14 protein-coding genes are annotated in these 12,647 nt (G+C 63.1%); 4 read left to right on the top strand and 10 right to left on the bottom strand.

The genetic code is table 11. The annotated features are described in order from the left end of the window. Nucleotides 1-121 precede the first annotated feature (121 nt). Complete coding sequence (locus AC13EY_RS06600; RefSeq protein ID WP_474121974.1) at nt 122-1,339, top strand: MFS transporter; 1,218 nt, start codon at nt 122-124, stop codon at nt 1,337-1,339. Between the two features lie 2 nt (nt 1,340-1,341). Here the strand turns inward: AC13EY_RS06600 and AC13EY_RS06595 are convergent, their stop codons facing one another. Genes AC13EY_RS06595 through AC13EY_RS06580 form a run of 4 tightly spaced genes read right to left on the bottom strand, consistent with a single transcriptional unit; the run spans nt 1,342 to nt 4,617 of the window. Then, on the bottom strand, nt 1,342-1,962 hold the full coding sequence (locus AC13EY_RS06595) for a glutathione S-transferase family protein (RefSeq protein WP_482877704.1): 621 nt from the start codon (nt 1,960-1,962) through the stop codon (nt 1,342-1,344). A 59-nt stretch (nt 1,963-2,021) separates the two neighbouring features. After that, nucleotides 2,022-2,795, bottom strand: coding sequence for a TSUP family transporter (locus tag AC13EY_RS06590; RefSeq protein ID WP_482877702.1), 774 nt, complete (start codon nt 2,793-2,795; stop codon nt 2,022-2,024). Between the two features lie 59 nt (nt 2,796-2,854). Beyond that, entirely contained in the window at nt 2,855-3,658 is an 804-nt protein-coding gene (locus AC13EY_RS06585; RefSeq protein WP_482877700.1) for a metallophosphoesterase family protein, read from the bottom strand. Beyond that, nucleotides 3,655-4,617, bottom strand: coding sequence for a diacylglycerol/lipid kinase family protein (locus AC13EY_RS06580; RefSeq protein ID WP_228245467.1), 963 nt, complete (start codon nt 4,615-4,617; stop codon nt 3,655-3,657). The genes AC13EY_RS06585 and AC13EY_RS06580 overlap by 4 nt, the downstream gene beginning before the upstream one ends. 198 nt (nt 4,618-4,815) lie before the next feature. Here AC13EY_RS06580 and AC13EY_RS06575 point away from each other — a divergent pair, with 198 nt between their 5' ends. After that, complete coding sequence (locus AC13EY_RS06575) at nt 4,816-5,364, top strand: cytochrome b (protein ID WP_482877698.1); 549 nt, start codon at nt 4,816-4,818, stop codon at nt 5,362-5,364. Between the two features lie 63 nt (nt 5,365-5,427). Here AC13EY_RS06575 and AC13EY_RS06570 read toward each other — a convergent pair whose 3' ends face one another. Together AC13EY_RS06570 and AC13EY_RS06565 are read right to left on the bottom strand one after the other, a co-directional pair. Next, the gene (locus tag AC13EY_RS06570) at nt 5,428-6,123 is read right to left on the bottom strand and encodes a phosphatase PAP2 family protein (protein WP_482877697.1); all 696 of its coding nucleotides are present in this window, start codon (nt 6,121-6,123) and stop codon (nt 5,428-5,430) included. Between the two features lie 10 nt (nt 6,124-6,133). Further along, a complete protein-coding gene (locus AC13EY_RS06565) occupies nt 6,134-6,967 on the bottom strand; it encodes a hypothetical protein (protein WP_088274475.1) in 834 nt (277 codons plus the stop codon). 206 nt (nt 6,968-7,173) lie between these two features. On the opposite strand from AC13EY_RS06565, the gene AC13EY_RS06560 reads away from it, so the two are divergent. Continuing rightward, nucleotides 7,174-7,713: a DUF3087 family protein gene (locus AC13EY_RS06560; protein WP_228245464.1), complete on the top strand. Its 540-nt coding sequence runs from the start codon at nt 7,174-7,176 to the stop codon at nt 7,711-7,713. Here the strand turns inward: AC13EY_RS06560 and AC13EY_RS06555 are convergent. The 3 genes from AC13EY_RS06555 to AC13EY_RS06545 all read right to left on the bottom strand — a co-directional run bounded on the left by AC13EY_RS06555 (nt 7,710) and on the right by AC13EY_RS06545 (nt 10,649). Beyond that, the gene (locus tag AC13EY_RS06555) at nt 7,710-8,027 is read right to left on the bottom strand and encodes an antibiotic biosynthesis monooxygenase family protein (RefSeq protein ID WP_228245463.1); all 318 of its coding nucleotides are present in this window, start codon (nt 8,025-8,027) and stop codon (nt 7,710-7,712) included. The two genes, AC13EY_RS06560 and AC13EY_RS06555, sit on opposite strands and share 4 nt — an antisense overlap. A gap of 15 nt (nt 8,028-8,042) precedes the next feature. Beyond that, the gene (locus tag AC13EY_RS06550) at nt 8,043-8,348 is read right to left on the bottom strand and encodes a DUF2845 domain-containing protein (protein WP_228245462.1); all 306 of its coding nucleotides are present in this window, start codon (nt 8,346-8,348) and stop codon (nt 8,043-8,045) included. A gap of 123 nt (nt 8,349-8,471) precedes the next feature. Further along, entirely contained in the window at nt 8,472-10,649 is a 2,178-nt protein-coding gene (locus tag AC13EY_RS06545; RefSeq protein ID WP_228245461.1) for a malate synthase G, read from the bottom strand. 182 nt (nt 10,650-10,831) lie between these two features. On the opposite strand from AC13EY_RS06545, the gene bipL reads away from it, so the two are divergent. Beyond that, nucleotides 10,832-11,764, top strand: coding sequence for a phospholipase BipL (bipL, locus tag AC13EY_RS06540; RefSeq protein ID WP_269688060.1), 933 nt, complete (start codon nt 10,832-10,834; stop codon nt 11,762-11,764). A 10-nt stretch (nt 11,765-11,774) separates the two neighbouring features. On the opposite strand, the gene AC13EY_RS06535 is transcribed toward bipL, so the two are convergent. Then, nucleotides 11,775-12,521: a DUF2059 domain-containing protein gene (locus AC13EY_RS06535; protein ID WP_482877693.1), complete on the bottom strand. Its 747-nt coding sequence runs from the start codon at nt 12,519-12,521 to the stop codon at nt 11,775-11,777. Between the last annotated feature and the right edge of the window lie 126 nt (nt 12,522-12,647).

Here is a 12,647-nt window from a genome sequence, read left to right as displayed (position 1 = left end):
TGAATTTCAGCGCTTTGTTCTGAATTTCCAGAAAAGCCGAAGTATGCCTTCACGCGCCTGGGCAAAACGTGAATAATTCCCCGCCCCGATCTTCTACCGTGCCGGAGTTTCCTTGTCAGAGCTGTCTGCCGACCTGTCGTCGGCGTCTTCAGATACCCCCCATCGTTCCCTTTCCTGGCTGGTACTGCTTGCCCTGGCTGTCGGAGGCTTCGGTATCGGTACCGGTGAATTTGTGATCATGGGCCTGATGCCGACCATGGCCGCGGATCTGGGTGTCAGCGAGCCGCAGGTCGGGCACGTCATCAGTGCCTACGCTCTGGGCGTGGTCGTCGGTGCGCCTATTCTGGCTGTGCTGGGTGCTCGCCTGTACCGGCGACACCTGCTTTTGCTGCTCATGGGGTTCTTTGCCCTTGGTAATGCTGCGACGGCGCTGGCGCCGGGGTATCACTCGCTGATACTTGCCCGTTTCGTTACCGGCCTTCCGCACGGCGCCTATTTCGGAGTTGCGGCGCTGGTGGCCGCGTCAATGGTGCCATCGCACAAGCGTGCGGCGGCGGTCAGCCAGGTAATGCTCGGGCTGACCATCGCGATTCTGATCGGCAATCCTCTGGCAACCCTGATGGGCCAGTCGATTGACTGGCGTTATGCCTTTGTCGCTGTGTCGCTCATTGCGCTGCTGACCATGCTGCTGGTTGCCTGGGTTCTGCCGCTGGATCGCAGCGAGCATCGCAGCAACCCATTGACCGAACTGCAGGCGTTTCGGCGCATTCAGGTCTGGTACGCGCTGGGTATCGGTGCAATCGGTTTTGCCGGCATGTTCTGCGTGTTCAGTTATCTTGCGGTAACCCTGCTGGAGGTCACCCGGGTATCGCCGCTGGTGGTACCGGTAGCGGTGGCGACCTTCGGTGCAGGCACCCTTGCCGGCAATCTGCTGGGCGGCTGGCTGTTCGAGCGTCTGCAGTTCAGGGCCGTTGCTGTGGTGCTGATCTGGAGTGTGCTGGTGCTGCTGTTCTTTCCGTTTGCCGTACAGACGCTGTGGAGCGCGCTGCTGGCAGCCTTTCTGGTCGGCACCATGGTTGCCCTGTCGCCGCCCCTGCAGACCCGCTTGATGGATGTGGCGGCCGATGCCCAGACCCTGGCAGCGGCCTCGCACCATGCGGCGTTCAATGTGGCCAATGCCCTTGGCCCCTGGCTGGGCGGAGTGGCGATCAGCGCCGGTCTGGGCTGGACGGTGACCGGCTATGTCGGTGCCGTCACGGCAGCACTGGGCATGCTGCTGTTTCTGCTCGCCTGGCGGCACCAGCGCCAGCACCCGGAGGACATGCGTCCCGGGAGCTGATCTCAGGCCTCGCCGATGTTTGCGTCGTTGAAGGCGTTGGCGCGCTCTGCTGCCGGGCGCGCGAAGGCGGCGCCAACGTAGTCGGCAAAGCCGGGGCGTTCGGGGACGATCCCCTCCTGCATGGCCCAGCCCAGCTGGGATGACAGATACAGATCGGCGGCGGTGAAGTTGTCGCCGCACAGCCAGGGGCCGCCGAGCATCGCCTGTTGCAGGGTATCGAGGGTGTCTTCGAAGCTGCCGAAGCCGACCATGCGCGCGCGCTCCGGTGGAACTTCCCAACCCAGCTTGCGGGCGGTAATGGCTTGTTCCAGCGGGCCGGCTGCAAAAAAGAACCAGCGCAGATAGGCGGCACGGCGCGGATCGTCGACCGGCGGTGCCAGCCGGTGCCGCGGGAAACGGTCGGCAAGGTAGGCGCAGATGGCCGGGCACTCGGTAATCAGCAGGTCTCCGTGCATCAGGGCGGGTACCTTGCCCATCGGGTTAATCACGCGATAGGCGTCGCCTTTCATCTCATCGCCGTAACGAATCCAGACCGTTTCGTAGGAAACCTGCAGCTCCTCGAGCATCCAGTGCACCATCCGGCCGCGCGACTGCGGATTGCTGTAAAGGGTGAGTCCATGCATGGGTGGTTCTCCATTACCGCTCATTCAGTGTCTTGCAAGCATAGTCGCTGTTTGTCGAGTCACCAGTCCAGCACTACCTTGAGCAGGCCGATGCTGCTGACGGCCAGCAGAGCCAGGCCCAGTACGCGGAAGAAGCGGCCGCCGCTGTCTGCCAGCATGCGGTTGTGGAAGCGCAGGCCAATCAGGTGGCCGACTGTTACACAGGGCAGCAGCCAGAGATGATGAATCAGTTGCAGGTCTACTCCGGCCCAGACGAAGGCGGCCATCTTGATGGCAACCAGCACGAACCAGAGTACGAACAGGGTGTCGCGCAGCTTTTCCCGGGCAACATGCTGCGCCGCAACGGCGATGATCAGGGGCGCGCCGATCAGCGATGTGCCGCTGATATAGCCGCCCAGCATCAGAAACAGGGTATCAACCAAGCGGCTGTTACTGCGAAACGGCCGGTTGAGAATGTAGGAGATCGCGTAGCCGGAGACGATGACGAAGATGATCATGCTCATCACGTCGGCCGGCAGGGTCAGCAGGCCGAACACGCCGATCAGCTTGGGCACCATCATCACTGTCAGCATGTGGCCGAGATAGCGCCAGTCGACCGTGCCGCCGCCAGCCGGGCGCGACGCCGCGCGGTTGTTGAGAAAGACCGTGAGCGACGAGAACAGCAGCAGATGTGCGGCGATCAGCGGCAGGAATACCAGCGGATCGTCATGTACCAGCAGCAGAAACGGCAGTGACAGTACGGCCCCGCCGAAGCCCAGCCCGGACCGGACAAAGCCACTCCAGACGAAGATCAGGCCGATCAGCAGATACTGCGTCAGGGTCAGATCAGTCATGGCAGCGTCTCCGGGTCAGTGTGGCGCGATAGTGTACCCGAGCGCGCTGGCGCGGTGGTTCAGCGATTGCGGTCGAGCGTCAGATCGGTGTGTCTGTAGAGGCGGAAATCGCCGCTGGTTTCGGCATAGTCCCAGCGTTCGACAGCGCAGTGGTGAAACAGGCCGTCGGTGCTGTGTTCGATCAGGTTGACCGAGTTGGGTATGTTGCCCCGCACCCGGGACGACAGGGCGGTGCCGGCCTGGGCGGTCCAGGCTTGCCGTTGACCATGGCCGTTCAGCGGTCGCACATAGGGCAGGTGGATGTGGCCGGCCAGCAGCAGGTCCATCCCGGCATCAATCCAGCGCGGCACGATCCGCTCGTGATTGATCAGCAGATTGGCCTTGTCCGACGCTTCAATGGCTCGTACCGGATGGTGCTGGATAACGATGCGTAACTGGTCGCTGCGCGCACTTCGCAGCAGGCGTGAGACCCGCTCGATCTGACGCTCGCTGAGTTCACCGTTCTTGTGGCGCTGCGGGCGGGTGGAGTTGACGCCGATGACCAGCAGTCGTCTGCTCTCGTACACCGGCTCCAGTTCGTTGCTGATGTGGTTGCGGTAGTGACCGTAGGGGTTGAACAGTCGGCCGACCAGATTGAACAGCGGCAGATCATGGTTGCCCGGCACCGAGAGTACCGGGGCCGGCAGTTGATCGGCAAAGGCCCTGGCGCGGCGGAACTGCTCGGCGCGCGCGCGCTGGGTGATGTCGCCGGTGAGCAGCGTGAGGTCCGGTCGTCGTTCCGCCGCGAAGGCGAGCAGGGCGGCCATGACCTCTGGCTGCTCGGTGCCGAAATGCGGGTCGGACAGGTGCAGTAACCGGATCATGCGTACTCCCGCAGATGCTGATCGCGGGGCACCAGCAGCGGCAGTCGATGGCCTGCTACCTGGAATAACAGCGGCGAATGCATCCAGCTGATCTCGCCGTCCATGGCTACCTTGACCCGACGACCCCGCTTGCCAAGGCGCACGCGCATCTGCCGGAAGCCGAAGCTGCTGACTTGCTCTGCATCACCGAGTCGGCTTAGCAGACCACGCAACAGCAGGCCGTAAAGTGCCAGCGTCCCCATTGGTCTGGCGGTCATGGCGACCAGATTGCCGTTGTCAAGCGCTTCACGCTGGGCAATGCCCACGTGCTCAAGCTGCAGCGCGTTGTTGCCGACCACGATGGTCTGGGTGCGGAAGCGTTTCAGCTGGCCCGCAGTCTCCAGTTGTACGCTGAACTGGCGATGAGCCCTGAGCAGGGTTGCCAGAGCGGCCCAGAATGCGACCAGGCGGCTGCGACCGTAGCGTTGCTTCCAGGCCTCGCGATCCTCGAGTAATGCGGGGTAGAGGCCAAGGCTGGCATTGACCAAAAATACCTGGCCGTTGAGCAGGCCGACCTGGACCGGCTCGATTATCGCGTCCAGCAGGCAGCGGCAGGCCTGCTCGGTATTCTGTGGAATGCCATAGCGGCGACCGAAATAGTTGAATGTGCCTTGCGGCAGGATGCCGAACGGGACATCGCTGCCCAGCACCGCGTTGCTGACGGCATTGAGTGTGCCATCGCCTCCTGCGGCGATCACCGCGCCCTGGTGCCGGCGTGCCTGTTCCAGTGCGATTCGGGTCTTGTCGGCCAGCTCGCTGCCTTTGCCCGCCTCGAGCAGGGTAAAGGTGCGGCCTGCCTGAGTAAGGACGCGTTCTATGGTCTGACGCACGGTCTCGCCGTCGTGGCGACCGGAGCTGGCGTTGAGCACGATGAACAGCGGGGCCTCGGCGGGCAAGGGCTGTCCGGCGGATAGGGGCATGCGGTACCTCGCGGCTGCGTGTGTATCGGATACGGGTGACGCAGATCCTGGCTGGTTTCGGTTTTAGTCAGGCGGTTGTCGCCGAAGGTTCCATCCGTGTTGTTCGCACCGAGCGCTGTGTCGCGGCTCTTAAGGTTGGATTAAGACTCGCTCCCTAAACTACAGCCACTCTCCACTTCGGCTCAGGGATTTGTGATCATGTCGGCGTCTACCCAGCGGTACCACTCACTCAACGTATCATTGCACTGGCTCATGCTGCTGCTGATTGCAGCGGTGTATGCATGCATTGAACTTCGTACCAATTTTCCCAAGGGCAGCGATCCGCGCGAGCTGCTCAAGCACTGGCACTTCGCTCTCGGCATGGCGGTGTTTGTGCTGGTCTGGTTGCGCCTGATCGGGCGGTGGCTGTTTTCTGCCCCGACCATTACGCCAACGCCGCCGGCCTGGCAGCGTGCGCTGGCGAGCGCCATGCACTGGGCGTTGTACGGTTTGATGATCGGCCTGCCGTTGATTGGCTGGCTTATTCTCAGTGCCGGCGACAAGACCCGGATTTTCAGTTGGTTGACCTTGCCGTCACTGGTCGCGCCTGACCGTGCGCTGGCAGGGCAGCTGAAGGAAGTGCATGAATGGCTGGGCATCGCCGGCTACTGGCTGATCGGTCTGCACGCCGCCGCTGGGATTGCCCATCACTACGTGCTGCGCGACAACACGCTGGTGCGCATGCTGCCGGGGCGCCGCGCCAACTGAGTGCCGCAACGGGTTGTTGAAAGGGTGTCAGGCGCCGGGGCTCGCGAGCTCCGGCGTCGGTGTTCATGCCGGCTGGCGACAGCCTGGCAGCCGGCTCAACAGCAGCGGTAACGCCAGCCCGGCGCAGGCTCCGGCCAAGACGTCGCTTGGCCAGTGCACGCCCAGTGTCAGCCGCGACAGCCCGACCAGCAGCAGCCAGCTCAGGCCGAGCGTCACCCATAGCGAGCGCTGTCGGGGGTGCCGACGAGCCAGCACAATGACCAGCGCACCGGCGCAGGCGGCGGTGCCCAGTGTATGGCCGCTGGGAAAGCTGTAGGTGCTTAATGCTGCGGTGTCCCACAGCTCCGGCCGCGGGCGGGCAATCAGCAGCTTGCTGATGACCACCAGCAGGGCGCCGCCCAGTCCGGACAGCGCCAGCAGCAGGGCATTGGCAAGGTCGCGCCGGACCAGCATGCCGATCACCCAGCAGCTGATCAGTATCGTCAGGAACGGTGCTGAACCGGTGTGCGTTGCAAACGCCAGTAACTGCGACAGCGCGGAGGGAGTGTGTTGACCGACCTGAAGCAGCAGGGCCCGGTCGGCACCTGCTGTTGCGTCGTTGCTCACCAGAGCGGTCAGCGTGGCTGCAATCATCAACAGGGCGAGCGGGCCCAGCAGCAGGTGGCGTGGCGGTGGAGCGCTGGTCGTCGACATCCGGCTGGCGTACAGCAAGCCGAGCGCGACTGCGGTGCTCAACAAAAGCAGCGGCAGCGGCTGCATGGCAGCGTCCTCAGAACGTATAAGTGCCGGGCTGCGGCTCCAGAGCCGGCGGTACCGGCGGCTTGACTGTCGGTTCCGGTACGGGGCTGGGGGCGGGTGGTGTCAGCGGCCTGGGAGCCTCGACCTTGACGTGCTCGGCCAGCGTTGCCTGCCAAAGGGTCTCAAACTTGCCGACAAAGTCTCTGAAGCTGTTGCGCTCTGCCAGTTGGCGAGCGTTATCGATAGCCGCCTCGGAATTCCACATGCTGGCGCGTTGGGACTCGCGCGCAGTGGATTCGGCGGTGCCGTAGATGAAGCCGGTTCTCACATCAACCAGCAGTGCGGACGTGGTTGCGCTGACGAACGCTTCCTTGTTCGGCAGAAAACCCAGGGTCACCGCCGACAGCGGACCGAGCGAGGTGCTTTCGACGTTGAAGCGTGTATCCAGAGTGTAGATCAGCAACATATCGGCCTTCAGGCGGGCGGCCCCCAGGCGCAGATCCTTGATGGTATTGAGCTCCTGCGGCAGGATCAGGCGGGTGATTGGCGCCACTGCGGCAACATTGTCCAGGGCGGCGATGCGCTGCACATCTTCTTCGCTCTCGACGTCGCGGGTGGTCACCACACTGAAGCTGCCGGTGCCGTAGCTGTCGGCGGTCAGCGAGCGGTAGCCGGAAGACTGCACGCGGACCATGGCCAGTCGTGCGGGGAATTGCGCGGCGGGCTCCAGCGCCATCAGCTCGACGATATCGTCATCGCCAAGCGTAGACATGTTTACCCCGGCCGCCGGTGTGGTGTAGGTGGCGCAGCCTTGCACAATGGCGAGGCCAAGGGCGAGCAGGGACACAAGAATACGTCGATTCATCGGCGTAGCGGTTCCTCGGAATAAGGGTGGGCGGTCCCGCGCGGCAGCCTTGTGGCAGCGGGGCCTGCGAACCGCGCATGGTATCGCGTTGAGCGCAGGGCAACAATCGGCGACAGAATCTTTCTCGGCTTTGCGGCCGCCTGCTGCGCGATGCCGGGGCGAGCACGTACACTGTGGGTCTTTGCATGCATCAGGGGTGGTAACCAGTGAGCGAGCTTTTTCGTATCGAACAGCGTGATCCCGAAACTTTCAGAAGGCAGACCCGGCGCAGCACGCTGATTGTCGTGGTGCTCTTTGCTCTGCTCGGCATGGCACTGCCGGCGCTGCTGATCGGCCTGTTCGGCAGCGCCGATGGCAGCAACTTTGGCCTGAATCTGACCGGTGTGCTGCTGGCGGCAGCGATCACCGCGACCCTGGTCCGTACCGTGTTTCTCAAACAATCCTGGATGGACGCTGCGGCTTACGGCTGGCGCCTGAAGCGCGCACTGATGCGGGTAACCAACCAGATGCATCAGGTCAAGGACGCGGTGAAAGCGGGTGACGAGCAGGCGATGCTGCTGCTGCGCTTCTACCACCTTGGTCTGCAGCAGATGCACCACCTTGATGGCAACACCAGCGACATGCTGGAGCTGGTGGCCGAGCGCGAGCAGTTGCGTGAGGCGCTGGTCGAGCGTGGTCTCGCGGAGGATCAGATGGTGCTGCGCAGTGAATGGCTGGAGCATCTTGCCGGCCGCACCAAGGGCTAGCCGGCTTTCGGCGGCATAACTACCCATTCGGGTTCGTCAAACTCCCCGACGAAGCGAATCTCGCAGCAGTCTGCAGCGCTGCGGATAATTTCCGCGACGGCCGGGTCAGGCGTGCCTTCCATCGCATCCCGCGCGGCCTTGCTCTCCCAGTGGGCTATGGCAATCAGCTTGGCCGGGTCGCTCAGGCTGCGATGCAGTTCGGTGCCCAGGGCGCCGGGAGCCTGCTGAATCAGGCTGCTGGCGCGCACCCAGGCATCGGCGTAGTCCTCGGGCTGAAAGCCCGGCTTTATCGTCACCTCGAAGATGTATTTCATCGCTGGCTCCCGGAGTCAGTGCCGGCTGCTGTCGATATTCACCAGCCGCCCATCAATAAAGCGCAAGCGCCGGACCATGCCGTTGTCGGGGCCATAGGTCCAGAGGTCGATCGTGACGCTGCCTTCGGTCGGATAGCCATCCGGATCGATCTGACGCGGCGTGTGCTCGCGTTGATCGGGCTCGCCGCACAGTGCCAATACGTCATCCTGCGAGTCACCGGTCTCGACGATGCCGTTATCGCAGCGCAGTGAGGCGGCCTGTGCGGTGGATGTGGCGCTGACCACGGTCAGCAGGGTCAGTAGTAGCAGTCGGCCGTGCATTGGTTGCCCTCCCTTGGGGCAGGACGCTTGATGTTTACATCATGCCTGTGTCATTTGCACAGGTCGAACGTCAGGCACAAAAAAGCCCGGCGCGATGGCCGGGCTTCTTGCTTGCTGCGGGTCTTACAGGCCGAACTTGGCCTTGAACTCACGGCGACGGCGGTGCAGGACTGGCTCGGTGTAGCCGTTCGGCTGCTTGGTGCCTTCAACGCACAGTTCAACGGCGGCCTGGAAGGCAACGCTGTCGTCAAAGTTCGGCGCCATCGGCTTGTAGGCCGGGTCGCTTTCGTTCTGACGGTCAACCACTGCGGCCATGCGCTTCATGGTTTCCATGACCTGCTCTTCGGTGCAGATGCCGTGGCGCAGCCAGTTGGCGATGTGCTGGCTGGAAATACGCAGGGTTGCGCGGTCTTCCATCAGGCCCACGTCGTTGATGTCCGGTACCTTGGAGCAGCCGACGCCCTGATCGATCCAGCGTACAACGTAGCCGAGGATGCCCTGGGCGTTGTTGTCCAGTTCCTGCTGGATTTCCTCGGCGGACCAGTTGGTGTTCGGCGCCAGCGGAATGGTCAGAATGTCGTCAACGGAGGCCGGAGTGCGCTTGGCCAGCTCTTCCTGGCGCTCGGCGACGTTCACCTTGTGGTAGTGCAGGGCATGCAGGGTAGCGGCGGTCGGGGACGGAACCCAGGCGGTGTTGGCGCCGGCCATCGGGTGACCGATCTTCTGCTCCAGCATGGCAGCCATCAGGTCGGGCATGGCCCACATGCCTTTACCGATTTGCGCACGACCTTTCAGGCCGGTGGCCAGACCGATGTCGACGTTGTTGTTCTCGTAGGCACCGATCCAGACTGCGCCCTTGATTTCGCCCTTGCGGATGAACGCGCCGGCTTCCATGGAAGTGTGGATCTCGTCACCGGTGCGGTCGAGGAAGCCGGTGTTGATGAACACAACGCGCTCGCTGGCGGCCTTGATGCAGGCTTTCAGGTTGACGGTGGTGCGACGCTCTTCGTCCATGATGCCGACTTTCAGGGTGTTGCGCGGCAGGCCCAGCATGTCTTCAACGCGGCCGAACAGCTCGGTGGTGAACGCCACCTCTTCCGGACCGTGCATCTTCGGCTTAACGATGTAGACCGAACCGGTGCGGGTGTTCTTGCGGCTGGTGTTGCCGTTCAGGTTGTGCATGGCGATCAGGCTGGTGACCGCTGCGTCCATGATGCCTTCCGGCACTTCGTTGCCGTCCTGGTCCAGGATCGCGTCGTTGGTCATCAGGTGGCCGACGTTGCGAACGAACAGCAGGGAGCGACCGTGCAGGGTCAGGGTGGTGCCGTCGGCCTTGGTGTATTCGCGGTCCGGGTTCATGGTGCGGGTGAAGGTGCTGCCGCCCTTGTTGACGGACTCGGCCAGGTCACCTTTCATCAGGCCCAACCAGTTGCTGTAGACAACGGTCTTGTCGTCGGCATCAACGGCGGCGACGGAGTCTTCGCAGTCCATGATGGTGGTCAGCGCAGATTCCATCAGCACGTCTTTGACGCCGGCAGCGTCGGTCTGGCCGACGTTGCTGGTCGCATCGATCTGGATTTCGAAGTGCAGGCCGTTGTGCTTGAGCAGGACGGCAGTCGGCGCCGCAGCGTCGCCCTGGAAGGCGATAAACTGGGCGGCGTCTTTCAGGCCGGTGGTGCTGCCGTCTTTCAGGCTAACGCTCAGCTGGCCGTCCTTGACGGTGTAGCTGGTGGAGTCAACGTGGGAACCATTGGCCAGCGGTGCTGCCTCATCAAGGAAGGCGCGGGCGAAGGCGATAACCTTGTTGCCACGGATTTCGTTGTAACCCGGGCCCTTGGTGGCGCCGCCTTCTTCAGAGATCGCGTCGGTACCGTACAATGCATCGTACAGCGAGCCCCAGCGTGCGTTGGCAGCGTTCAGGGCGAAACGGGCGTTCATCACCGGCACAACCAGCTGCGGGCCGGCCATGGTGGCGATTTCCTCGTCAACGTTCTGGGTGGTGGCCTGGAAGTCAGCGGGTTCGGGCAGCAGGTAGCCGATCTCCTGCAGGAAGGCTTTGTATTCGGCAGCATTGTGGGGCTGACCGGCGCGTGCCTGGTGCCATGCATCGATCTTCGCCTGGAAGTCGTCGCGCTTGGCCAGCAGTGCCTTGTTCTTGGGAGCCAGGTCCTTGATCAGCGCTTCGACACCGGCCCAGAAGGCGTTGGCCTCGACACCGGTACCGGGAATGGCACGCTCGTTGATAAAGTCGTGGAGAACCTTGGCTACTTGCAAACTGCCAACTTGGACGCGATCTGTCATGTTACACCCTCACTGTGCTGACAACCTGCGCGCTACGCGCATCAGGACGTGGAAATTGGAGACGCGGTATGTTACACGATGATGTGTTGCAAAGCATGCCCGACAGGCGCAAATGTCCCGGGTCTGCGGCAGATCAGGGCGTGACCTGCGGGTCTGCTTCTCCCCAGCTGACTGGATACCGAATGGATCAGGCTTTTTTCTCATCCCTCGCTGAACGCCTCCCGGCATTTGACCCGGGGTTGGCGACGGACGAGGCGGCCCGCCGTTACGCTGGCTATTACGGCATCGATTTTCGTGACCGGGCTGAACAACACCTGGGCCGAATCGATGTCGATGGCTTCAGCGTGGCCACTCAGATATGGAAGCCGCCTGTGGCGCGCGGCACCTTGCTGATCCTGCATGGCTACTACGATCACATGGGGCTTTACCGCCATCTGATTGAGTGGGCACTGGAGCAGCATTACGCGGTGCTGGCGTTCGATTTGCCGGGGCATGGCCTGTCCAGTGGCGAACGGGCCAGTATCGACTGTTTTTTGCGTTACCAGAAAGTGCTTGATGGCGTACTGGAGCAGGCGCTGCGCTGGAAGCTGCCGGCGCCCTGGCACATGCTCGGGCAAAGCACCGGTGGCGCGATTCTGATCGACCGCCTGCTGCATGGACCGCTGCCGGCGGAGCTGGGGCAGACGGTGCTGATGGCGCCGCTGGTCCGTCCGAAACAGTGGGCCTTTTCGCAAATGGGGTTGAAGCTGTTTGGCGGTTTTGTCCAGCAGCTCAGTCGGCGTTTCACCGACAACTCCACCGATCAGGCGTTTCTCGATTTCATTCGCAGCCAGGACCCGTTGCAGCCGCAGGTGTTGCCGGTAGCCTGGGTGCAGGCTCTGGAGCGCTGGATTCCGCGCATCGAGTCAGCGGCCTCGGTCGCCCATCGGCCGCTGATCATTCAGGGCCAGGAAGACGGCACGGTCGACTGGCAGCACAATCTGCAGGTGCTGGAGAGCAAGTTCACCCGCCCGGACACCTTCTACTTGCCGACGGCGCGCCACCACCTGGCCAACGAGCACCAGACGTTGCGCCAGCAGTACCTGGACTGGCTGGCGCCGCGGCTGGCAGGTTAAGTCGCCTGGCTTAGGGGTTCAGTGCATCGCGCGCGGCGGCGCTGGCGGCCTGGAAAAAGGCGCGGCCCGCATCGGACTCGCTCCAGTCGGCGTAGCGCCTCAGTTGCTGATCCGTCAGGTCACGGTAGACGTAGGCCAGGGTCTGCGGCAGGTTGGGTTCCATCTGGGCGCGCAGTGTGCCGCGGCGCTGGTCCGCCAGCCCGTCGGGAATGGTCAGCAGGCCGCCCAGCATATCGTTCGCACTTTGGGTCGCCAGACTGGCGAGCGCGAGCGATACTTCCTCGCCCATGTCCAGTGCCGGAAGCTGTTTGCCAAGCCGATTCAGCAGTGCTGCCCGCTGTGCGCTCGGGTTCTGCGCAGGCAAGCCGGCCTGCATCCGGCTGACCTCGGCGGGGGAGGTGGCGCGGGTTTCGGCGGCAGTGATCAACCGGCCAAGATCGCTGCGGTAGAACCGCAGGGCTTCGCTCAGCTGCTGGTCTGACAGATTGACGGATAGGCTCGCCATGGCGCGCGCTTCCATGCGGTCCGGTGCAAAACGTTCGCTGCTTTTGCGCATCAGGCTGTCGGCCAGTGCTGCGGGCAGCTGGGCAGCGTACCGGCTGCTAGCCTTGCTCAAGGCCTGCTGGAAGTGTTCCTGATGTGTTTTCATGCCGGAAGCCTGGTACAACTGGTGGGTTTCTGCCTGAACCGAGAGGCCAAGGCAGACAAGTCCGGCGAAGAGTGCGCCCTGTGCGGCGCGGAGCAATGTTTGGGGCATGATTTTCTCTGGATTGGCGGTGCGCAAAATTGCTTGCCTGTTGGGGGTGATCACCTAAAATGCGGGTCTCGTTGCTGCGCACGGTAGCAGATGCTCTTCTCCTGCCGCGTACCAGCCCTCCGCCAA

This window comes from Halopseudomonas sp. L-58, assembly GCF_056859475.1.
The sequence above is the reverse complement of the archived record's forward strand: the minus strand, read 5'-3'. Positions and strand labels throughout refer to the sequence as shown.

Bases quoted from the DNA above. Each gene is read 5' to 3' on its own strand.
- AC13EY_RS06565 (WP_088274475.1), bottom strand. From the start codon at position 6,967: ATGAATCGACGTATTCTTGTGTCCCTGCTCGCCCTTGGCCTCGCCATT.
- AC13EY_RS06555 (WP_228245463.1), bottom strand. From the start codon at position 8,027: ATGAAATACATCTTCGAGGTGACGATAAAGCCGGGCTTTCAGCCCGAG.
- AC13EY_RS06570 (WP_482877697.1), bottom strand. From the start codon at position 6,123: ATGCAGCCGCTGCCGCTGCTTTTGTTGAGCACCGCAGTCGCGCTCGGC.
- AC13EY_RS06595 (WP_482877704.1), bottom strand. From the start codon at position 1,962: ATGCATGGACTCACCCTTTACAGCAATCCGCAGTCGCGCGGCCGGATG.
- AC13EY_RS06585 (WP_482877700.1), bottom strand. From the start codon at position 3,658: ATGATCCGGTTACTGCACCTGTCCGACCCGCATTTCGGCACCGAGCAG.
- bipL (WP_269688060.1), top strand. From the start codon at position 10,832: ATGGATCAGGCTTTTTTCTCATCCCTCGCTGAACGCCTCCCGGCATTT.
- AC13EY_RS06545 (WP_228245461.1), bottom strand. From the start codon at position 10,649: ATGACAGATCGCGTCCAAGTTGGCAGTTTGCAAGTAGCCAAGGTTCTC.
- AC13EY_RS06535 (WP_482877693.1), bottom strand. From the start codon at position 12,521: ATGCCCCAAACATTGCTCCGCGCCGCACAGGGCGCACTCTTCGCCGGA.
- AC13EY_RS06550 (WP_228245462.1), bottom strand. From the start codon at position 8,348: ATGCACGGCCGACTGCTACTACTGACCCTGCTGACCGTGGTCAGCGCC.
- AC13EY_RS06590 (WP_482877702.1), bottom strand. From the start codon at position 2,795: ATGACTGATCTGACCCTGACGCAGTATCTGCTGATCGGCCTGATCTTC.
- AC13EY_RS06575 (WP_482877698.1), top strand. From the start codon at position 4,816: ATGTCGGCGTCTACCCAGCGGTACCACTCACTCAACGTATCATTGCAC.
- AC13EY_RS06580 (WP_228245467.1), bottom strand. From the start codon at position 4,617: ATGCCCCTATCCGCCGGACAGCCCTTGCCCGCCGAGGCCCCGCTGTTC.